At 67.8% G+C, this 20,494-nt stretch carries 16 protein-coding genes and 1 pseudogene; 8 read left to right on the top strand and 9 right to left on the bottom strand.

Going from position 1 to position 20,494, the window contains the following annotated elements:
* Positions 1 to 872 precede the first annotated feature (872 nt).
* Complete coding sequence (locus AC07AB_RS37695) at positions 873 to 2,027, top strand: lipid II:glycine glycyltransferase FemX (protein ID WP_478576620.1); 1,155 nt, start codon at positions 873 to 875, stop codon at positions 2,025 to 2,027.
* A 15-nt stretch (positions 2,028 to 2,042) separates the two neighbouring features.
* On the opposite strand, the gene AC07AB_RS37700 is transcribed toward AC07AB_RS37695, so the two are convergent.
* The 7 genes and pseudogenes from AC07AB_RS37700 to AC07AB_RS37730 all read right to left on the bottom strand — a co-directional run.
* The gene (locus tag AC07AB_RS37700) at positions 2,043 to 3,416 is read right to left on the bottom strand and encodes a UDP-N-acetylmuramoyl-tripeptide--D-alanyl-D-alanine ligase (RefSeq protein WP_478576622.1); all 1,374 of its coding nucleotides are present in this window, start codon (positions 3,414 to 3,416) and stop codon (positions 2,043 to 2,045) included.
* A 182-nt stretch (positions 3,417 to 3,598) separates the two neighbouring features.
* Positions 3,599 to 4,222 (bottom strand): D-Ala-D-Ala dipeptidase VanX, encoded by a 624-nt coding sequence (gene vanX / locus AC07AB_RS37705; protein ID WP_478576624.1) that lies wholly within the window; start codon positions 4,220 to 4,222, stop codon positions 3,599 to 3,601.
* Positions 4,215 to 5,282, bottom strand: a complete 1,068-nt coding sequence (gene vanA, locus AC07AB_RS37710) for a D-alanine--(R)-lactate ligase (protein ID WP_478576625.1) — start codon at positions 5,280 to 5,282, stop codon at positions 4,215 to 4,217. The genes vanX and vanA overlap by 8 nt, the downstream gene beginning before the upstream one ends.
* A complete protein-coding gene (locus tag AC07AB_RS37715) occupies positions 5,275 to 6,279 on the bottom strand; it encodes a D-isomer specific 2-hydroxyacid dehydrogenase family protein (RefSeq protein ID WP_478576626.1) in 1,005 nt (334 codons plus the stop codon). The genes vanA and AC07AB_RS37715 overlap by 8 nt, the downstream gene beginning before the upstream one ends.
* 708 nt (positions 6,280 to 6,987) lie before the next feature.
* Positions 6,988 to 8,079, bottom strand: a complete 1,092-nt coding sequence (locus AC07AB_RS37720) for a sensor histidine kinase (RefSeq protein WP_478576627.1) — start codon at positions 8,077 to 8,079, stop codon at positions 6,988 to 6,990.
* The gene (locus AC07AB_RS37725) at positions 8,072 to 8,740 is read right to left on the bottom strand and encodes a response regulator transcription factor (protein ID WP_478576629.1); all 669 of its coding nucleotides are present in this window, start codon (positions 8,738 to 8,740) and stop codon (positions 8,072 to 8,074) included. The genes AC07AB_RS37720 and AC07AB_RS37725 overlap by 8 nt, the downstream gene beginning before the upstream one ends.
* A 1,124-nt stretch (positions 8,741 to 9,864) precedes the next feature.
* Positions 9,865 to 10,147: pseudogene (locus tag AC07AB_RS37730) on the bottom strand (translation initiation factor IF-2); the annotation flags it as partial.
* Positions 10,148 to 10,527: 380 nt separating this feature from the next.
* Between AC07AB_RS37730 and AC07AB_RS37735 the strand changes: the two are divergent.
* Positions 10,528 to 11,166, top strand: a complete 639-nt coding sequence (locus AC07AB_RS37735) for a GDSL-type esterase/lipase family protein (protein ID WP_478576630.1) — start codon at positions 10,528 to 10,530, stop codon at positions 11,164 to 11,166.
* Positions 11,167 to 12,042: 876 nt separating this feature from the next.
* On the opposite strand, the gene AC07AB_RS37740 is transcribed toward AC07AB_RS37735, so the two are convergent.
* Positions 12,043 to 12,666, bottom strand: a complete 624-nt coding sequence (locus AC07AB_RS37740) for a TetR/AcrR family transcriptional regulator (RefSeq protein ID WP_478576632.1) — start codon at positions 12,664 to 12,666, stop codon at positions 12,043 to 12,045.
* A gap of 124 nt (positions 12,667 to 12,790) precedes the next feature.
* On the opposite strand from AC07AB_RS37740, the gene AC07AB_RS37745 reads away from it, so the two are divergent.
* The 3 genes from AC07AB_RS37745 (at position 12,791) to AC07AB_RS37755 (ending at position 16,795) form a co-directional block, all read left to right on the top strand.
* Positions 12,791 to 14,242: an amidase gene (locus tag AC07AB_RS37745; RefSeq protein ID WP_478576633.1), complete on the top strand. Its 1,452-nt coding sequence runs from the start codon at positions 12,791 to 12,793 to the stop codon at positions 14,240 to 14,242.
* A 405-nt stretch (positions 14,243 to 14,647) separates the two neighbouring features.
* Positions 14,648 to 15,583 carry an alpha/beta hydrolase gene (locus AC07AB_RS37750; RefSeq protein ID WP_478576635.1) on the top strand — a complete coding sequence of 312 codons (936 nt, stop codon included), beginning with the start codon at positions 14,648 to 14,650 and terminating at the stop codon, positions 15,581 to 15,583.
* An 870-nt stretch (positions 15,584 to 16,453) separates the two neighbouring features.
* Positions 16,454 to 16,795 (top strand): hypothetical protein, encoded by a 342-nt coding sequence (locus AC07AB_RS37755; protein ID WP_478576637.1) that lies wholly within the window; start codon positions 16,454 to 16,456, stop codon positions 16,793 to 16,795.
* Between the two features lie 344 nt (positions 16,796 to 17,139).
* On the opposite strand, the gene AC07AB_RS37760 is transcribed toward AC07AB_RS37755, so the two are convergent.
* On the bottom strand, positions 17,140 to 17,856 hold the full coding sequence (locus AC07AB_RS37760) for a TetR/AcrR family transcriptional regulator (protein ID WP_478576639.1): 717 nt from the start codon (positions 17,854 to 17,856) through the stop codon (positions 17,140 to 17,142).
* A gap of 103 nt (positions 17,857 to 17,959) precedes the next feature.
* On the opposite strand from AC07AB_RS37760, the gene AC07AB_RS37765 reads away from it, so the two are divergent.
* The 3 genes from AC07AB_RS37765 to AC07AB_RS37775 all read left to right on the top strand — a co-directional run bounded on the left by AC07AB_RS37765 (position 17,960) and on the right by AC07AB_RS37775 (position 20,449).
* The gene (locus AC07AB_RS37765) at positions 17,960 to 19,186 is read left to right on the top strand and encodes an FAD-dependent monooxygenase (RefSeq protein WP_478576680.1); all 1,227 of its coding nucleotides are present in this window, start codon (positions 17,960 to 17,962) and stop codon (positions 19,184 to 19,186) included.
* 266 nt (positions 19,187 to 19,452) lie between these two features.
* Positions 19,453 to 19,662, top strand: a complete 210-nt coding sequence (locus AC07AB_RS37770; protein ID WP_478576641.1) for a hypothetical protein — start codon at positions 19,453 to 19,455, stop codon at positions 19,660 to 19,662.
* Positions 19,663 to 19,948: 286 nt separating this feature from the next.
* The gene (locus AC07AB_RS37775) at positions 19,949 to 20,449 is read left to right on the top strand and encodes a hypothetical protein (protein ID WP_478576643.1); all 501 of its coding nucleotides are present in this window, start codon (positions 19,949 to 19,951) and stop codon (positions 20,447 to 20,449) included.
* Positions 20,450 to 20,494 lie beyond the last annotated feature (45 nt).

Here is a 20,494-nt window from a genome sequence, read left to right on the forward strand (position 1 = left end):
CTGCCGGCCGCCCCAAGAGTATTCCCGGCCACCGGAGCCTCGCCGAGCCTTCGCTCGGACCGGGCAATGCGGTAGCCGCCTGCATGAGAGCGGCGAGTGGCCCGTGGGGCCCTGCTCGGCAGGATTCCCGACCGCGTTGTCACCCTTGCCGAACGACAAAGTAATGATGTGGACGGTGTCGTTCTCGGCCGTGTCACTTCTATTTCGCCAGCGGGCCCGGGTAGAGGTACTTCTTCTCCGGGATCTTCGTGCTGTGTGCCCAGGCGTCGAAGAAGCCGGTGAGGTTCTTTCCGGAGACCTTCTGGGTGAGCGCCTCGAACTGCGGCCAGGCCGCGTTGGAGTAGCGGTGGTCGTGGGTCCACTGCTTCAGGGTCGCGAAGAACGCCTTGTCGCCGGCGAGCCCGAGACATATGCGCCGCCGTCATGCAGATCTGCTCCTGTTCGGCGGGGTCAGCGGGTGGTGGAGAGCTGCCATACGACGCCCGTGATGGCGTTGGCGCTGACGGTCTCCGTCTTCGGGTCCACGTTGTCGATGCGGTCGCATGCCTCGTGCAGGCAGCTTCGTGGCCACGCGGATCGCTGCCCGGCCCGTCGACGGACGTAACTTTATGCGCACCCTGCGCACCCTGCGCGAACTCGGCGCCAGTAGCGCGGTGCCCGAGCCGAGCCGCGACATCGAGAGGTTCGCCGACGCCCTCCCGAACCGATTCCTCGTACCGCTGGACGACCTCACTCCTGACGGGGGCGCGCGGCTGTCGCGCCGGGCCGGTGGGCAGATCTGTGGCGGGCGCGGAGCGCCTGAGCGGCGCATATCGTCGGCGTATCGAAAAGCGGATACGCGCCGGCAACACAGGGCCGATTTGACTGGCGTCATGTCCTACCGTGAACCAGCACCCGTGTCCCTCCCTGTGACGCTGACCGTGGCGCCGATCAGCGACGCCGAGCACCTGGCCTTCGTGCGGGCGCGGCGGTCGGTGAACTTCGTGCAGACCCCGGCGTGGGGGCGGGTGAAGACGGAGTGGCGCAGTGAGTCGCTCGGATGGTTCGACGGCGGGCGGCTTGTGGGGGCGGGGCTTGTCCTTCATCGGCCGGTGCCGGGGCTGTCGCGGTTCACGCTTGCGTATCTGCCGTGGGGTCCTGACATCGCCTGGTCCGGGGACATCGGTGCGTGGTTCGACCCGCTGGCGGCATATCTCAAGGCCCGCGGCGCGTTCGCGATCCGGCTGTGCCCGCCGGTGCGGACGCACACCTGGGATGCGGCGCAGATCAAGGACGGCGTGGCCGATCCGGGGACGCGGCGGCTCACCGGACTGCCCGACGGGCACATCGATCCGGTCGGTGCCGAGGTGAGCCGACGGCTCCAGGCGGCCGGTTGGCTGCCGCAGAGCCCTGAGGACGGGTTCGGTGCCGGGCAGCCGCAGTTCACGTACGAGGTGCCGCTGGCGGGAAGATCCGAGGACGACGTCCTGAAGGGCATGAACCAGCAGTGGCGCCGCAACATCAAGAGGGCCGCGAAGGCGGGGGTCGAGGTCGCGGTCGGTGGCGCGTCGGACCTCGCGGCATTCCACGAGCTCTACGTGCACACCGCCGCGCGCGACGGATTCCGGGCGCGACCGCCGGCGTACTTCGAGACAATGTTCGCGGAGTTGAGTGCCGAGGATCCCGGGCGGATCGCGCTCTATCTTGCGCGCCACGAGGGTGAGTTGGTGGCCGCCACGATCCTGGTGCGGGTCGGCGCGCATGCCTGGTACGCGTACGGCGCCTCGTCGACGGCCAAGCGCGAGGTGCGGGGTTCCAACGCGTGCCAGTGGGCGATGATCTGTGACGCTATGGCGGCGGGCTGCGACGTGTACGACCTGCGGGGCATCACGCCGACGCTCGACGCCGCTGATCCGCATGTGGGCCTGATCCGGTTCAAGGTCGGCACCGGGGGGTGGGCGGTGCGGTACGTCGGGGAGTGGGATCTGCCGCTGCGACCGCTGGTCTACCGCGCCTTCGACCTGTACATGCGGCGGCGCGGGCGCTGAGGCCGCGCCGCGCGGTTACCCGAGTGCGGTGGCCACCTCGTCGAGGCGGGCGCCGCGCGACGCCTTGACGAGGACGATGTCGCCGTCGGTGAGGTGCTCGCGCAGCCAGGCGACGGCCGCTTGATTGTCGGTGAGTGCGATCGCCCGCTTTCCCGCGGCGTCGGCGACGGGACGGGCGGTTCCGCCGACGACGGCCACCAGGTCGGCGCGCGCGGCCGCGTACTCGCCCACCGCTCGGTGTTCGGCCTCGCTGTCGGCGCCGAGTTCGAGCATCGCGCCGAGTACGGCGATACGGCGGCGGCCTGCGACGGCTGCGAGCGTGTCCAGGGCGGCTCGGGTGGAGTCGGGGTTGGCGTTGTAGGAGTCGTTGAGCAGGGTCGCGCCGCAGGCAAGGGTGCGGAGCTCCATGCGCCACCTGGACAGTGAGGCGGTGCCGAGGGCCACCGCCGAGGTGACCAGGGGGATGCCGGCCGCGAGTCCCGCCGCGGCGGCGGCCGCCGCGTTGAGTGCCTGGTGGGCGCCCACGAACGGCAGCGCGACACGGGCCGAGGCGCCCGAGGTGCGCAGCGTGAAGGTCGCCCGGCCCTGGCGGTCGAGGACCAGGTTCTGGACACGCACGTCGGCGTGTTCGGCGCGGCCGAAGGTCAGCACCGGCCCGTCGGTCAGCGTGCGCATCGCGATGACGCGGGGGTCGTCGGCGTTGAGGATGGCGGTGCCGCCGGGTGCGAGGCCGCGCACGAGTTCGCCCTTGGTCCGTGCGATGGCCGCGCGCGAGCCGAACTCCCCGATGTGGGCCTGGCCGACGTTGAGCACGACCGCGATGTCGGGTGCGACCAGGCCGGTGAGGTGGGCTATGTCGCCGAGGTGGCGGGCGCCCATTTCGAGGGCGAGGAAGCGGGTGTGCGCCTCGGCGCGCAGCATGGTCAGGGGCACGCCGAGTTCGTTGTTGTACGAACCGTGTGTGGCGACGGTCGGCTCGGCGCCCGAGAGGACCGCGGACAGCAGGTCCTTGGTGCTGGTCTTGCCCTGCGAGCCCGTCACCGCGACGACGGTCAGCCGCTCGCGCAGCCGGGCCACGGCGTGGGCGGCGAGAGTCTGCAGTGCGGCCGGTACGTCGTCGACGACGACGGTGGGGAGAGGTGTCGGCCGCGAGCCGAGCACGGCGGTCGCACGGGTGCGGCCGGCGTAGTCGTGGCCGTCGACGCGCTCACCGGCCATGGCGACGAAGAGACCGCCCGGTTCGCCGTGCCTGCTGTCGAGTACGGCCGGCGCACTCACTGCGACGGTCGCGTCACCCGTGACCCGGCCGCCGACGAGCGCGGCGATCTCGGCGAGGGAGAGGGGGAGCGGGTGCGGGTGCGGGGCGAGGGATGGCTGGCTCTGAGTCATGGGTCCAGTGAAGGCGGCGGGGTGTTGCCGGCGCGTATGCGGTTCTCGATACGCCGGCGATACGTGGTGGGCTCTGGTGCGGCTCGCCCTCGCGGCTCGGCGTCCGGGGACAGGGACAGGGGGCGGAGACGGGGGCGGGGGCCGGCCGAGACTTCGGCCGGACCGCCGGAGCCTCGCCGTATTCATCCCGGACTCACCTGTGCGATGGGAAAGTCGAAATAGGTGTCCGGGTAGGGCTCGTCCTTGAGCGTGTAATGCCACCATTCACAGGCGTAGGAGCTGAATCCACTGGTCTCCATGATGGAGCGAAGACGCCTGCGGTTGTCCGCTTCGACCCGCGAGATTCCTTCCGCTCCGTGGTGCGAGACCGAGTCCATCAGATCGTGGTCGCCACCCATGGCGGCGAGGTCGCCGCTTTCCAGGTGGTACAGCGTCAGGTCGACGGTACTTCCGCGGCTGTGGCCCGACTTGGCGGCCACATATCCGTTCTCGAACATCTCGGGCCGGTCGATATTGGGGTAGTGGCGGTGCTTGGTGCGGCCATCCTCCGGCTGCTCCGACCAGCGCAGGAAAGAGTCCACGGCGCGTTGCGGGCGGTAGCCGTCCCAGAGAAGCAGGCCGAATCCGTGCGCGGCCGCCTCTTCTCGCGCGCTCTGCAGTGCCGCACACAGGGCCCTGGTGCCGACGATGCGATTGACCAGGTATCCGTCGACCGGTTTTCCGGTGAAGTTGTCCCAGGTAGCGTATTTGGCGTCCCAGCGGACCCCGGGCGTGTACTCGTCTATGAAGACGAAGTCGTTACGCATTGGCCTGCTCCGTCGGAGTCAGGGACCGGGCGAGCGCCCCGGTCACCAGGCGGTCGATCACTTCGGACAGCGGGATCCCGGCGGCAGCCATCATCCTCGGATAACGGCTGTATGAGGTCATGCCGGGGAATGTGTTGACCTCGTTGAGGACGACTTGCCCGTCGTCCATGAGGAACAGGTCCACGCGGGCGAGTCCACTGCAGCCCAGGGCGCGGTAGACGGCCTTCGCCGTTTCCTGGACGCGTGCGCGGGATTCAGCCGGAATGTCGGCGGGGACGATCGGCGTCGAATTGTCGGAGCCGGCCTCGGGTTCGTCCTCCTGGTGGATGCGGAAGAATCCGTGGGACAGGGCGATGCGGTCGACTTCTCCCGCGGTCAGGTCCGTTCCGCCGCCCAGGATGGCGCAGCCGACCTCGCTGCCGACGACCGCCTCCTCGACCAGGATTTTCGTGTCGTACCGCCGGGCGATGTCCAGCGCGGCCGGCAGTTCTTCCGCATTCGCCACCTTGCTGACCCCGAAGGACGACCCCGAGCGGGCCGGCTTCACGAAGACGGGGTAGGTGAGCCGGTCGACGTCGACGTCCTCGTCCGCCGCGACCGTCCAGAAATTCGGTGTGGCGATTCCGGCGCCGGCGGCGACCACGTAGGCGAGGGACTTGTCCATGCCCAGCGCGGAACTCTGGACGTCGCAGCCCACGTACGGGATGCCGGACAGTTCGAGCAGGCCCTGGATCGCGCCGTCCTCCCCGAGTTTTCCGTGCAGGACGGGCAGCACGACATCCAGGCCGATCGTCTCGTACTTCCCCTGGTCGAGGACGAGCAGCCCGCGCACGCCGCGGTCCGGGGACAGCGCGGCGGGCCGGTATGCGCCGTTCTCCCAGTCCGCGGCGGGGCCTTCGCAGAGTTTCCAGGCGCCGCTGCGCGTGATTCCGATGAAGTACGGCTCGTACGTGTCCGGGTCGAGGTTCCGTGCGATCTCCTGCGCGGACTTGATGGAGATGGGGTGTTCCTCCGAGCAGCCTCCGAAGAGGATTCCGACCTGGAGCTTGGCCTTAGGCATGCTGGTTCCTGCTTTCGAATTCCAGGCAGTTGGTGATCGAGTTCTCGACCGTGTCGCTCAGGGCACGGTCCGTGTAATACGCGATGTGCGGACTGATGAACGCGTTCGGCATTTCCTGCAGACGCAGCAGTGACTTGCTGTCGATGGGCGCGTCCCGCCGGTCGGCGTAGAACACGCCTTCCTCGCCCTCGACGACATCGAGGGCGACACCGCCCAGGCGCCCGTCCTCCAGTGCCGCGACCAGCGCGGTCGTGTCGATGAGGGCACCGCGCCCGGTGTTGACCACAAACGCGCCGGGTTTCATCCGCTGGATGCGCTCACGGTCGAGAAGATGGTGCGTCTCGGCGTTGAGCGGCGCATGGAGCGTGACGACGTCGCTCGACCTCAGCAAGTCATCGAGCGACACCTCGTCGCCGGGGCCGCCAGAGCCGCCGGGGTCGCCGGATTCACCGGCACGATTTCCGTACGCCAATATCCGGCATCCGAAGGCGCGGAGCCTTTCCATGACGGCCGTTCCGATGCGCCCCGTACCGACCACGCCGACGGTCAGGTCGCGCAGCTCTTTCCCCCGTACGTCGTGCAGCCGGTAGTCGTGCACATCCGCACGGCGGACGGTGGACTTGGCGTGGCGCACTGACATCAGCAGCATCATCACCGTGTAGTCGGCGACGCTGTCGGGGGAATAGCAGACGTTCCCGAAGGAAATGCCGACGCGGCCCGCATAATCCACGTCGATGTGGTCGTACCCGATGCTTCGTGTGGAGATGTAGGAGACGCCGACTCGGCTCAGCGCACGAAGTGTCGCCGGGGTGATCCGGGTCTTGTGTCCGACGCTGATGCACCGGTTTCCGGATGCCAGATGGGCGGTCTCCTCCGACACTTCGGATTCTGTGATCGTCGTTGTCACTCCGAATCGGGGCGCCAGTTCCCGGAACCGTGCGGCTTCGTCCCGCCCGCATCCGAAAGCGGTGATTCCCACTGGTTCGCTGTAGGTCATGCCTCCATTCAAGGAAACGGGGTGTTGCCGGCGCGTATGCAGTTTTCGATACGCTGCCGATACGCTGACGGCCCGTTTTACCGGCCCGCGCGGTGTTCGCCGAGCAGGCCACCAGCCGGTCGCGGTGGCTGTTCACGGTGGACGGCGCCACCTTGGCGAGTCGGGCCAGGCCGGCGGCCGTCCAGGCGCGGCCGTCGAGCAGGGCCAGGCACATGGCGGCGCTGGTGCGATCCGTCAGCAGGGCGCCCAAGGAGGCCAGGTCGGGCTCTTCGGCCAAGGTGTCGGCACCCCGCTCACCGGGGTCGACCCGGTGCCGGAGAGTAGGCGCGCGATATACCGGCACGAACCCGACAAGATCGCGCCGCTGACTTCACCCCCGCCGACGCCGAACTCGTGACTCCACCACGCGTCGCTGAGTGCGTCCTTCAGCGGAGGCGCGCGCCTGCGCGTTCACGCCGGATGGGGAGAGCGGTTTTCTTCGGAGACCGCCGCTCGGACCGGGTGAGGCCGCGGGGCGCCGACCAGTGGCCGCGGTTTCGACTGGTCGCTGACGCCGGACGACACCATGGACCAGGTCGAGGGGCTGCCCGCGCGGTAGGCGGTACTGGTCGAGGGACGCCGGGGCGACGAGCGGCATCCGGAACTCGGCCGGAACATTGCGGTGTACGTCGACACGGCCGCACCACCCGCGTAGCGGCTGGGGCCGCATCACGACTGCGAGTGCGTACGCGCGGGCAGTTGCACCGTGATGCGCAGGCCGCCGGTGTCGCGCGGGGTGAGGGTGAGGGTGCCGTCGTGTGCGCGAGTGATGGTGGTGACAATCGCCAAGCCGAGGCCGACGCCCGCCTGGTCGGCGTGGATGCGTTCGGTGCCTCTCTGGAATGGTTCGGTGAGCGTCGAGACCAGGTGCGGAGTCAGTTTCTCGCCGGTGTTTTCGACCGTGAGTATCACGGTGCCGGGGTGGGCGCTGGTAGTAACCCACACCATGCCCTGTTCGGCCAGATTGTGGACGATCGCGTTGTGCACGAGATTCATGGCCAGTTGCAGCAGGAGCGTCGGCGATCCGCTCGTGGGGGTGATGTCGCCGCGGGTCTCGATGGTGACGCCGTTCTTTTCTGCGAGGAGGACCAGCGTTTCGGTGGCTTCTTCCGCCATGAGGGACAGGTCGACCTGTTCTCGGGTGAAGGACCGCTGGCCGGCTCGGCTGAGCAAGAGCAATGCTTCAGTGAGGTCGATCGCTCGGGTATTGACAGCTTGGAGGCGGTCAAGGACTTCGCCGGTGTCGTGTGATGGATCGGTGCGGGCCACTTCGAGAAGTGACTTCGAGATTGCCAGTGGGGTGCGTAGTTCGTGCGAGGCGTTGGCCGCGAATCTCTGCTGCTCGGCAATGTGTGTTTCAAGCCGTTCGAGCATCGCGTCGAAGACATCGGCAAGTTCGCGGAACTCGTCCTGGCGGCCCGGCAGCCGGATACGGTGCGAAAGCGCCCCAGTCGCGGCGGTGCGGGTGGCGTCCGTAATACGGGTCAGGGGGGCGAGCATACGGCCGGCGAGGACCCATCCTCCGAGGAGGCCGAACACCAGGAGGAACACCATGACCGCCGCCGCGACGGGAGTGAAACCGCGCACGAAGGTGGTGCCCGGAGTCGCTTTCCATGCCCCCTCTTCGTTGGTCTTCAACCACCCCTCCCGCAGGAGCCACCAGCTCACGGCGGCGAGCAGCAAGGCACCGGCGAGCATGAGGAATCCGGCGTAGCTGAGGGTGAGCTTGAGGCGGACGCTGAGGCCGGGGGATCTAGCCACTGTCGCCTCCGATGCGATAGCCGACGCCGGGCACGGTGGCGATGATCCAGGGTTCGCCGAGCCGCTTGCGCAGCGCCGAGACGGTGATGCGGACGGCGTTGGTGAACGGGTCGGCGTTCTCGTCCCACGCGCGCTCCAGAAGTCCCTCGGCGCTGACGACACCACCCTCGGCGGCGATGAGGACCTCAAGTACGGCGAACTGCTTGCGCGTCAGCGCGACGTAGCGCCCGTCCCGGTAGACCTCGCGTCGGAACGGATCCAGCCGCAGCCCCGCGATCTCATGGACAGGAGGCCGGCTGTGGGCACGCCTGCGGTCGAGCGCCCGGATCCTGAGGACGAGTTCCCGCAGTTCGAACGGTTTCGTGAGGTAGTCGTCGGCGCCGAGTCCGAAGCCGGATGCCTTGTCGTCGAGGCGGTCGGCCGCGGTCAGCATAAGGATCGGCATACCGCTGCCCGAGGCCACGATGCGCTGGGCGATCTCGTCACCGGAAGGGCCGGGGATGTCGCGGTCGAGGACGGCGATGTCGTAGCTGTTGATCTCCAGCATTTCCAGGGCGATGTCGCCGTCGCCCGCGAGGTCGGCCGCGATTGCTTCCAGGCGCAGGCCATCGCGGATGGCTTCCGCCATATAGGGCTCGTCCTCGACGATCAGCACACGCATACTCTCGATGTTACGAGCGGGCACATATCGTCCGCGTATCAAAAACCGCATACGCGCCGACGACTCCGCGCCACCGTTCATCAGTGCGTCGTGACCGCCTTCAACGAGCATCCCGGGAAGGCATATCGAGGGCTGTGACCTGCATGAACACCGCGATCTTCCTATCGACGAGCCCTCGATCAGCGTCACCCCCGAGGGGGCATTGGTGCGGACGGCGAGGGAACACGGCAGGTCACGTCGACGGCCTCCCTCGCCGCGTCCGGACCCGTCGGTAGCGTCAGGCTCAACTGCACGATCCGTACGGGGCCGTTCCGGGGCGGGCGGCGGGCAGGCGGCGGACGCTGCCGAGGGCTGCGGCCTGTTCCCGAAGACGTACGATCTCGTCGTGCTGTGCCGAGTGGACACAGCAGACATACCCAGGGGCGGGCCGGGCACGGCTCTCCCTTTGGTCCGTGCACTCCCGCGGTGGGATCGGCGCAGGAGGCCACGAGCACATCGCAGTGGCCACCCACGAGTTCGGCGATAGCCCGGTCGTCCAAACCCAGTTCGCCGACCAGCTGCCGAAACTGACGGGTCAGGTCGGCGCCCTGCTCGTCCGACAGCACCATGGGCGGTTGCCCCCTGCGGGGCAGATCGCCGTGGGTCTGCTCGACGATGTCATCCAGGGCACTCTGCTGGGCCTCGGTCATCGAGGACAAGTAGTGGTCGCCTTCCACTTCCGGGGTGTGGTTGGGGTCGATCGTCGAGCACCGGCTGCCGATCCAGGAAGAGCGGCCCCGGTGGGATTCGAATGTCGTGCGGATCCGGTGACGGTGCACCAAGACCGGTGCCCCGTTGGCGTCGACCACCCCCGAATCTCGGGGCCAGCCGACGGTGGTGGACTTGTAGGGGCGCTCGTACGGTCACGGCCGATCCGATGGCGCGCCTTCTCGTGCGAGATGCTGGCGCCTTCGCCCAACTCCCGTGTCGTCACCGGGCCGTGGTGCACCATCAACCAGAAGATGTTCTTCCTCGTCCAGCCGTGCACGTACGGGTCCTGGCCAGTCTCTGCCGTTGCTCTGGCCGCCCGGTACGCAGCCCATGACTCCTTGGCGATCGTTCGGGCTGCACGGGTTAACCCAGCAGGCAAAGCGGGAGTTGACCTCAACTATGTCCAGGCTGCTGTCCGGGGAGGGGCGGGGGAGAAGGGGACGGGTGACGGACCCGGTGCCCGCGCCCGTCTCCAGAATGTTCAAGGGCTGCGTTCAGTGTTCGTTCACCGGGCCGGTGAGCAGGCGGGCCAGAGCTGCTGCTTGGGGCGATGGCGCCGGTGGTGCGCAGGTCGCGGACTGCTTCGAGGAGGAACATCCAGCCCTCGGCGCTGCGCTGCGCGAGGACACGATCGTAAGAGGCGGTCCAGTCGTCCATGCCTCCGAGGCTGAAGACGTCGCCAGTCCTGCATATCAGCGCTTGTACGCCCCCGCATGGACGGCACTTTGGCCAAGGCGTACGTGCCGCTCAGCGGCCCAGAGGGGAGCCGTCCCGACCGCCGGGGCCGTGACGGCTTCGCCGACCCGTCCGTCCCGTGGGCGGCCCGGCACGCCCTCTGCCGGTGCGAAGTCCGGCAGTCGTACGAGCGTTGGCACCGTCTCCCCTCTTGCCGCATCTCGCCGCATCTTGCCGCAGATTTCGGGAGCCTCTTCACTCACGACCCCCAGGCAGTCGGCATTTACAGTGTCAGGGCCTGAGACGCGCACCGGCTCGACTGGGAGAGTGTGCGTGTCGGTCCGGCTTATAGGGTTGGCCGGATGAGTAGGCGCGTACGTATTTGCTTCGTTGGTGACTCCTTCGTCCAGGGGATCGGCGACCCGGAGTACCGAGGCTGGGTCGGTCGGGTGCTCCAGGCCACCCACGGCGACATCACGGCATTCAACCTCGGTATCAGGCGCAATACCTCCGGGGATGTCCTGCGTCGCTGCTGGCAGGAGATCAGGCCCCGGACCCTGACCGGCGTCGACAACCGGCTGGTTGTCGCTTTCGGCAGCAACGACATGATCGAGGAGGACGGCAGCGTCCGCGTCGACCCGGCCCGCTGCCTGGACAACCTGGCAATGATCCTGGATGAGAGTCCGCGCCAGGCCGTAGCTCCCTTGGTAGTGGGTCCCCCTCCGGTTATCGACGCGGGTGACCAACATCTGCGACGGGTCACGGAACTCGCCGACATGATGTCCGCCCTCTGCCGGTCACGAGACGTCCCCTTCATTGCCACGACCCGGGAACTGGCCGAGGACCCCACGTGGGTCCGAGAGGCCATGGACGGTGACGGCGCTCATCCAGGCAGTGGCGGCTACCGGAAACTGGCTGACATCATCCTCGGCGGCCAGTGGCATGAATGGATCGCCCACCCGGGTGGCCAGGCGACTGCCGGGCCCGTAAAGCCAGTCTGATGGCGGTGGTCAGAAACAGTCCGGTGCGGAACGTCTCTGCCAGCGGTGCCCTTTACTGCTGGCAGGGTTGCCGAACCACCGAGTTCTCACCGCCCCTATGAAGGGGTACCAACGAGCCGGTTTGTCAGCGTGGCCACCAGGCCGCCGTAGTTCTCATCGCCTCTCCGAGGGATACCAACTGCCGAGGATTCCCGCGAGCTGGGCCTCAGGGCTGGTCGGCCCGTAGTACGGGGTGGTGGGCATGTCGCAGGAGATGAGCGAGGCCGCCAAGTGCGGCCTACGGCTTCACCGACAGCAGCGAACACACCCGTCTCGGTGACACCGCTTTCCACAACGGCCCCGTCGGCCTGGTCGCCCAAGCCACCAACGGCACCGACACAGGATTCATCCGCGACCCCGGGGGCACACCCTCCACTCCATGGCCCGTGAGGGAACGGCTTACTACTACCTCACCGACGCCCTCGGCTCCTTCACCAGCCTGACCGACGACACCGGAGCGAAGGCCAACACTTACGCCTTCAACCCCCGTGAGCTTTGGTTCCGTCACAGGGATAGGCAATGCGGTCAGTCTCGTTAGGGAACGCCTTGACGAGCAATAAGAAGGGGGCTCAGCCGCAGAGATCCGCGCGTGGAATCCCTCTGCACGCTGGGACAGGCCTTAGACAAGACCAATCGTTGCGAGTCAGGAGCGCTCTCTGCCTATTTGATCAGGGCATAGGCGAGCGCGCCGGTAATAGGCGAAGCTGACCAGCGAGAACGAGGATCGTCCAGGTTCCTGTTCCCGCTCCGGTCAAAGACGCTTTCCAGGTGAGCGGGTGCGCCAGGTCACATTCGCATGCCCACGTTGAGCGCTGGTCGGGCGGGCGGCGCGGGCGGTCAGTTGGCCGCCCTGTATGCGCCGAGGTGGGAGCGGTGCCGGTCCACGATTCCCTCGACGATCTTCATCAGGCGGTCTCCCGTCTGATCGATGCTTCCGTTCTGTGTGCTGACCTGCGCCCCTTCGAGTACGAAGGTGATCTCGGCCGCGGCCTGTCCGGGGTCGGGCATCTGGGCTTGGGTGCACATGCCGATCAGCCTGCGGGTCTGGTGGGCCTTGTGGTCCTCGATCACTTGCCGTGCCGGATGGAGGCGGTCGGGCAGCTCGGCGAGGGAGTTGATGAACGGACAGCCCCTGTATGAGATCGCCGGCAGTCCTTCGGCGATGAAGCGGGCCAGGCCCAGAATCTGCTCCTCGGGCCGGTCGGGGTATTCGGTTTCCACGCGGTCGAAGGCCGCCTGATAGTCCGCGGCGACGATCCGCAGCCACTCCGCGACCAGCGCGTCTTTGGTCTCGAAGTGCCGGTAGATCGCCATTTTGGTGGTCTCGGCCTTGTCGGCGATCGTCTGGACCCCCACCTGCCGGATCCCTTCCCTCTGGAAGAGCTCTTCGGCCGCATCGAGAATGCGCTCACGAGGCGGCAGCTTCGCCACTCTGCTTGGCCTTCTGAGGGTCGATGCCATGACTACTCCGTCACTCCGGTCGGTCGTGCGGTTCACGACCTCTCTCACGGTACCAGTCCGACCCCTTCGATACCGTAGGGTATCGTTCGGTACTTGAAGGTATTGTTCTTGTCAGGGAGTGGCAGTGAGAGTTTCTGAGTACGTGAGCTTCGACGCAGTCGGGCTGGCGGAGCTGGTGGCCAAGGGCGAGGTACTCCCCGCCGAGCTGGAGGCAGCCGCGCGCGAGGCTGTACAGGCAGTTGATCCGCGGATCAACGCCGTCGTGGAGACCTGGCCGACCGACGACGAACCTGTCCCCGGTAGCACACCACTGGCCGGTGTCCCTTTTCTGATCAAAGACATCGCGGTGGCCATGGCCGGGAGGCGGATGGAGCTGGGAAGCCGCCTGGCGGCCGGTAACGTCGCCGGCGCCGACTCCTCGCTGATGCGGCGCTTCCGGCGCGCGGGCCTCGTGACGTTCGGGCGCACCGCGACACCGGAGATGGCCTATGGCATCTCGACGGAATCAGCCTTGTACGGCGCGACCCGCAACCCGTGGGACCTGGAGCGCAGCGCGGGCGGATCCAGTGGAGGCGCGGCCGCCGCTGTCGCCGCCGGGGTGCTCCCGGTCGCCCATGGCACCGACGCCGCCGGATCGCTCCGTATCCCCGCCGCCTACAACGGCCTCTTCGGGATCAAGCCCACCCGTGGCCGGGTGTCCATGGGGCCCGACGTCGACGAGGTCTTCAACGGCCTGGCCGTGCACGGCAGCGTCAGCCGCACCGTACGCGACAGTGCGGTACTGCTCGACCAGATACGCGGCCCGGAGTCGGGCGACCCCTACTTCGCCCAGCAGCCGTCACGGCCGTACGCGGAAGAAGTCACCCGTCATCCGGGCTCGTTGCGAATCGGTGTCCTCGCCCAAGCGTGGGGCGGACGCCGCACTACCGCCCCGGTGACCGACGCCCTCTCCCGCACCGTGCGGTTGCTTGAATTCCTCGGCCACCAGGTGAAGGAGGTTGAAGTCGACCTCGGCATCGACTGGGAGGAATTCGTCCTGGCCAATGCTCGACTCATGACGGTGAACCTCACCACCCTGGTCGACGGGCTGGCCGCCGCCTTCGGCCGTCCCATCGACTCCTCGACCCTTGAGCCGACGACTCTCGCCGGCTACCACTACGGGCAGCGGGTCGGCGGCGCGCAATTCCACACCGCTCTCGCGATGCGGAACCGAGTGGCCCGAAGCCTGGCGCGGTACTTCGACGAGTACGACATCCTCCTCACGCCAACCCTGCCGGAGCTTCCCGTGTCGCTGGGCACTCATACGGAGGGTGCGGAGACACTGGACGGCCTCGGCTGGATCGAGCGCATCAATGACCTGTCGCCGTTCACCATGCCGTTCAACGTGGCAGGCACGCCCGCCATGTCCGTACCCGTGACGGCCGACGCCGGGACGGGGCTCCCGGTCGGTATGCAGTTCGTCGCCGGATACGGCCTCGAAGGCCGGCTCTTCCGCCTCGCCGGACAACTCGAACAGGCAAGTCCGTGGTCAGGCCGAATCCCCACGGTATGGGCAGGGAACCACCCAGCCCGCTGAAGAATGCTCCTGGCACGCTACAGAGAGACATCGACGGATTCTCGCCGGTCCCAGGACTGAAAACTCTCGCGGCGCACGGGACGGACACCCTCAATGCCGAGGCGAAGCCGCGGGTATGCCGACCTCGACGTTTTGGGGCGGTCCTCGTGACTGCCCCATCACGGTAATGACCCGGCCTCGGAGGATCCTCTCGCGCACGCGATCGCGATCGATCCGCCTGCGGCGCACAGCTCGGGAAAGAACATGACGTCCATGCCGTCGGGGCCGTGAACGCAGGCGGGCAGGCCGTGAGAAATCCGAGGTGAATGCGAAGCCGAGCCGCGAGCGGACGTAGAAATTCATTCAGGCCTGAGCGGCCGTGACATCACGACGCATGAACAGAGACCCATTGAAGGAGTGTCCGCCATGGTTGAGCGCATCGACGTGCGCATTCCCCTGCCCGACGGCATCGAACTGGCCGCCTGGCTGTTCCTTCCCGAGAAATCCGAGCAGCCGTTGCCCGCCATCACCATGGCCCACGGTTTCGGCGGCACCCGCCACCACAGCATCGAGCACACAGCCCGCCGCTTCAGCGAGGCCGGCTACGCGGTTCTCCTCCACGACCATCGCAACTTCGGCGACAGCGGCGGCACGCCTCGCCAGGACATCGATCCCTACCAGCAGATCGCGGACTGGCGATGGGCGATCACCTACCTCGGCACACGCGGGGAAGTCGACGAACAGCGTATCGGCATCTGGGGATTCAGCTACGCCGGTGGTCACGCCCTGGTCCTCGGCGCCACCGACCGCCGCATCAAAGCCGTTTACGCCCAGGCCCCCACCGTCAGCGGCTACGAGACCGGACTGCGCCGCGTGCCGCCCCACGAGGTACGCGCCCTGGAAGACCGCTTCGACCAGGACGAACGCGACCAGCTGGCCGGCAAGCCGCCGGTCTACGTACCCTTCGTCGACACCGACACGAGCCCTGGCTCCCCAGCGGCCTACCCGCAGAAGGGGGCGGCCGACTTCTACCTGCACCGGGCACCGGACAACACGTGGACGAACGAGGTGACCCTTCAGTCCAACCGCCGCGCCCGTGCCTACGAACCCGGTCAGTGGATCTCCCGCATCGCCCCCACCCCCCTGCTGATGCTCGTGGCCAAGGGCGATGACGTCGCCCCCGCCGACATTGCCCTCGACGGCTTCAACCGCGCCCGCGAACCGAAGAAGCTCGTCCTCACGGACGGCGACCACTTCTTGTCCTACATCCAGCAGTTCGAACTCTCTTGCACGGTCGCGATCGAGTGGTTCGATACCCAACTCAGGACCGCCGAGAAGAACGACTCCCGCCCCGACCAGTAAGCCCGCTTCGCTGCGTCCGGCCTCGGCACGGACACTCGGGTACCACCCGATACGCTCACGCACCTGAAGAGTGCCTCTCCCCGTGCGGCTGACAAGGCTCTGGATACATCGCATCGTTGCAGATCAGGGGCGCTATCCACCTATTCGGTCAAGGCATGGACGAGCGCGCTGACGAAAGCGCGAGGCTAGGCAAAGGCGGCGGTGCGTACCCGATTCTGGGCGCGCCAGCGCTCGACTGCTCGCCGCTGACCACGCCGCTGAACGCATCGTTGACGCGCTGCGCCACAGCACGCACACCATCGCCGCCGACGTCGAGCCCGCGGACACGGCTCCCTTCATGGTCGCGTAGGGCATGTCATACAGAACCACGCTGAACCGCGGTGCGCCCCTCATCGATGCCCCGGTGGCTGAGCCGATTCCGACGGGCTCTCGTGACCCCACGAGGAGTACCAGCAGCCGGTGTGGACGTGGTCGCCAACTGCGCCGAAGGCCGCCGGCGGGAGCACGCCGCTCAGTACCTGCTGACGGTGCGACTGGAGCAGCGGCGAGAGCCGGCCGCCACTCACACCGAGGCGGCCAGACCCGCCCCCTTGGATCTTCCGCCTGCCCGAGCTCGCTGCCTGGCCCCTCGACAGCGACACGGCCAGCGTGACCGCATGGCCACCGATCCGAGGGGCGTCGACCTCGCACACCAGCCCTGGTTGCCGCCCACGAACAGGTGGTGAAGAAGAACGGCCTCGGGCCCGCCCCGGCTTCCTGCGGCTCCGACCAGGTGACGGCGGGGGCCGCGCGGCCTGGCATGCCGTGGTGCGCCCGCTCCTGCCGCCACACTACGAGGGTCGACCACCCCCTTGTCTCCCGGAGCCCGCCATGCCACAACCCGTCACCGGACCGACCGAGGGGGAGACCTTCCCGGCCCTGTGCGGTCACACGCACCTGTTTCCGGGGGCCCGCTGCCGTCTGCAGGGGCTGCCCGATCCCCAGTCCTTCGCCGCCGACCCCTGGCCGATCGGTGTGGACCTGCGCTTCTCCGACGCGGTGGGCGCCGACGCGCAGCTACGCACCGACGACCCGGCGGGCCCGGTTATCACCGTCCCGGCCTACACCACCGGCGCGGGCACGGGGATCGAGGAACGCACCTGGCTCGTCCGGGAGTTCAACTTGGAGGGAGAGGAGGTCGAGCTCACGATCGGCAGCCGCGCCTCGGCCTGACCACCTCACCCGGCCCTCCGGCACCTACCCGGCCGACCTGTCCGGCCTGGTGCGCGGAGAGTGCTCTACGTACGACCGCTGTTGCTCGTCAGAAGTCGGCCGTTGGCCCATTGGCCCCGTGAGCAGAAGAACTCCACCAAAGTGCGGCGCACGACGCGCTCTCCGGCCGACCTCGTCCGTCATCCAGCCGGTGTTCACGGAAGTGCGGTTGAAGACGTTCGCCGTAACGGTCAGGTGCGCGCGTTCGAGGGCAACGGCCAGGGCAATCAGGCAGCCGGAGTACATCGGAAACGTGCCGTAGCCCCGGCCGCAGCAGCCCCAGCAGAACGATGAGGCGGCCCTGATCAGTTCGTACGCTGGGCGATGAGTAGACCCAAGCCGTCCAGGATGCGTTGCAGGCCGAACTCCAGTGCCTGGTCCTGCCCGCCGTGCTGGGCCGCCGAGGCCAGTGCGGCGGTGACGGCGGGGTAGTGCTCGCCGTGCGCCTGCATCAGCTCCCTGAGCGTAACGCTGAGCTGCGCTTCGGGGCCGCCCGCCGCCCCCGAAGCGCGGGCCTGCTGGGCGATTGAACGTACGTGGCCGGACAGCAGGATGACCGCGTCCATCCGCTCCGTACCCGAGAGTCCGGTGCCGTCCAGCGCGGCGATGGCCCGCTCCATCCAGGCCAGCTCCCTGGGCCCCATGACCCTCGGGCCGACGGTGGCATCCAGCAGCCAAGGGTGCCCGTGGAAGACGGTGGCCAACAGGTTTGCCCAGTCGCTGAGTTGATGCCGCCAGTCGCACCGCAGGTCGTTCGGTAGCGGGGCCTCACCGATGGCGGTCTCCACCATCAACGCGACCAACTCGGCCTTTGCGGGCACGTACCGGTAGAGCGCCATCTTGGTGACGCCGACCAGTCCGGCAACCCGTTGCATGGATACGGCGGCCAGCCCCTCCGCGTCGGCGATCTTGGTACCGGCCCGCGCGATGCGGTCCAGGCTGAGCGCCGGCTTGGGTCCCCGCGAGGGCTTCGGGTGCGGGCCCCAGAGCAGCCGTGCCGTCCGGTCCCGTTCGTCGCTCATTTCTCCGCTCCCGTCTCCGGTCTTGCACGCCATCAGAACTGTGTCTACGGTACACATTAATAATCAGTGTCCAGTGGACACAGTTGTGTGGAGAGTGATACCCATCAGTAAGAACGTCCTCGTATCCGGTGCTGGCATCGCGGGCCCGGCACTGGCCTACTGGCTCGGTCGCTACGGGTTCAAGCCCACGGTGGTCGAGCTGGCACCAGCCCTGCGCGGCGGCGGGCAGGCCGTCGACTTCCGCGGCGAGACGCACTTGACCGTGCTGGAACGCATGGGGGTGCTCGCGAAGCTGCGCCGGATCCAGACCGGCGGCAGCCCGATTCGCTTCGTCGACGGGCAAGGCAGGCAGTTGCTGCACCTGCCGGCCGAGTTCACCGGCGGCGACTTGGAGGTACTCCGCGGAGACCTGGCCCGCGTGCTCTACGAGCACAGCCTCCCGCATGTCGAGTACATCTTCGGCGACTCGATCACCGGTATCACCGAGACCGGCGAAGGTGTGCAGGTCACCTTCCGGCACGGCGTGCCCCGGGAGTTCGACCTCGTGATCGGCGCGGACGGACTGCACTCCAACGTGCGCCGGATCACTTTCGGCCCCGAGGGGAGGTTCGTCCGCCATCTCGGCTACTACGCAGCCACCTGGCAGCTCCCCAACTACCTTGGCCTGGGGCCGGTTTCGGTCGGTCACAATGCGCCAGGCCGTCTCGCCAGCGTCGGCGGCGACCAGTGGGACGCGGCGAAGGCCGGTGCCTTCTTCGTCTTCGCGGCCCCTCAGCTGACGTACGACTGCCATGACCCGGAGCAACAGAAGGCCGTGATCGCCAAGGCGTTCGCCGGGCTCGGCTGGGAGGTGCCACGGCTCCTCGACTCCCTGCGGCAGGCCCCGCAGCTGTACTTCGACTCGATCAGCCGAGCGGATGTGGACACCTGGTCCAAGGGGCGGATCGGCCTCGTCGGGGACGCCGCCTGCGGCGCGACCATCGGCGGCATGGGTACGGGAACCGGCATTGTGGCCGCCTACGTGCTGGCCGGCGAACTCGCGCTGGCCGAGGGCGACCACGGTGCGGCATTCACCCGGTACGAGGACGCGATGCGCGGCTATGCCCAAGGCTGCCAGAAGGGCGGCGACCGCACCGGGAAGTTCCTCGCTCCCCGCACTGCGACCGGATGCCGCGTCCGCAACGGCTTGCTGAGGAGGCGCTCTGTCCTGAACTTGATGCTCAAGGAAGGGCAGAAGGTCAGCACCATCGTCCTGCCCGACTATCGAGCCGAGCTGGAACGCGCTCGGAACTCGGTGCGCGGCATGTGTCCGGAACCTCTTGAGTCCTGACAGAGCCACCTGATGAATTGGCCGTGGCTGCGCTCGCGTTGGCGTGACGACCCGGGAGCTTGGGTTCAGCTCGCGGTCGAGTCCTTGGCCAGCGCGTCCATGAAGTCCATGAAGTCCATGAAGTCCACGAAGAGGTCGATGAGCGGGCGGGCTTGCTCTTTGGTGCCGTGCTGCACGGAATAGGCGATGCCGCCCATGAGGAGGAGGACATTGTCGGGGCGACGTCGGTTCGTAGGCTCCCGTCTCGGACGCCGGCCGCGAGGAGCGTGGCGACAGCGTCGGTGAGGAGTGCGCGGCTGCCGGAGCATGGGCCGGTCCCGGAGGCGATGACGGCGTTGAGGGCTTCGGACAGCCTGCCCCTGCGCCTGACTCTCGGCTCCGACACCTATAGCGCCATCCACGTGGAGCTCATCGAACGCCTCGCCGCGGTTGAAATCCAGAAGGATCTCGCTGAATCCGTCGCCTTCACCCACTGACCCGCCCTACCGGCACGACACGTCAGAAAGTCTCGCCGCCATCTCGGTGTTCGATCCTCGGGTTGAGCATGAACCCCGTCGCTCGGCTGACCGACCAAGGCGGTTCCTGTCGTTCGACGAAAGCCGATCGCCAACAAGGAGGCGGACACCGCCCTTTTCGGCTGTTGAACATGAGGATCCGCTGGGGCAGTCGGCGCTGCGAGGGAACCGACTGGCACAGCACGACGTCTGGCACAGGACGATCAGGCCGTCGCTGGAGCCGGAACGCCCGAAAGGCAGCTGCAATATGTTCGTCCCGCTGATGTGTGGCGCCTTGATCGCTGTACCGCTCTGGGGCATCGCGGTCGTGGTGAAGCTGATATCGGTGGCCTTCCCGGGGCGCCGACCGGACTGGTCCAGGGACCTGCTGGGCTGGAGCGCGGGCATGGCGGCCGCCGCAGCCGTCATCGTGTACACGATCGGGCTCGGCGCAGTCCAGTGGGACGCGAGCGAAGCCGAGTCCGGCGCGAATTCCTCCCCCGCTGTTCCCTGCCGCTCCCTCGCGCCCGACGCACTTGACCAACTCGCCGGGTACGAACCGTCCTACTTCCCGCTGGGCTTCGATTGCCTGCTGGATGACGGCCACGTCGTCGCGGCCAGCGGCCCCTACAACTCGCTGAACGTCCTGTCCGCCGCCTTCGCCCTGGCAGCGGTGCTGTCGGTGCTCGCGGTGGGGGTTCTGGACGAGCATCGGGCGAGGGCGGAGAAGAAGGCGGGGCGAGCGGATAATCCGAAGGAAACACCCTAGCCCGTAGCCCCGCGCGTGATTGGCGACCCATCTACGCGCAGTCGC

The organism is Streptomyces sp. NPDC044033, from assembly GCF_056434425.1.

Excerpts from the sequence above, each read along its gene's own strand:
- AC07AB_RS37695 (WP_478576620.1), top strand. The coding sequence starts at position 873 with ATGTCCTACCGTGAACCAGCACCCGTGTCCCTCCCTGTGACGCTGACC.
- AC07AB_RS37700 (WP_478576622.1), bottom strand. The coding sequence starts at position 3,416 with ATGACTCAGAGCCAGCCATCCCTCGCCCCGCACCCGCACCCGCTCCCC.
- vanX (WP_478576624.1), bottom strand. The coding sequence starts at position 4,222 with ATGCGTAACGACTTCGTCTTCATAGACGAGTACACGCCCGGGGTCCGC.
- vanA (WP_478576625.1), bottom strand. The coding sequence starts at position 5,282 with ATGCCTAAGGCCAAGCTCCAGGTCGGAATCCTCTTCGGAGGCTGCTCG.
- AC07AB_RS37715 (WP_478576626.1), bottom strand. The coding sequence starts at position 6,279 with ATGACCTACAGCGAACCAGTGGGAATCACCGCTTTCGGATGCGGGCGG.
- AC07AB_RS37725 (WP_478576629.1), bottom strand. The coding sequence starts at position 8,740 with ATGCGTGTGCTGATCGTCGAGGACGAGCCCTATATGGCGGAAGCCATC.
- AC07AB_RS37735 (WP_478576630.1), top strand. The coding sequence starts at position 10,528 with ATGAGTAGGCGCGTACGTATTTGCTTCGTTGGTGACTCCTTCGTCCAG.
- AC07AB_RS37740 (WP_478576632.1), bottom strand. The coding sequence starts at position 12,666 with ATGGCATCGACCCTCAGAAGGCCAAGCAGAGTGGCGAAGCTGCCGCCT.
- AC07AB_RS37750 (WP_478576635.1), top strand. The coding sequence starts at position 14,648 with ATGGTTGAGCGCATCGACGTGCGCATTCCCCTGCCCGACGGCATCGAA.
- AC07AB_RS37755 (WP_478576637.1), top strand. The coding sequence starts at position 16,454 with ATGCCACAACCCGTCACCGGACCGACCGAGGGGGAGACCTTCCCGGCC.
- AC07AB_RS37760 (WP_478576639.1), bottom strand. The coding sequence starts at position 17,856 with ATGAGCGACGAACGGGACCGGACGGCACGGCTGCTCTGGGGCCCGCAC.
- AC07AB_RS37775 (WP_478576643.1), top strand. The coding sequence starts at position 19,949 with ATGTTCGTCCCGCTGATGTGTGGCGCCTTGATCGCTGTACCGCTCTGG.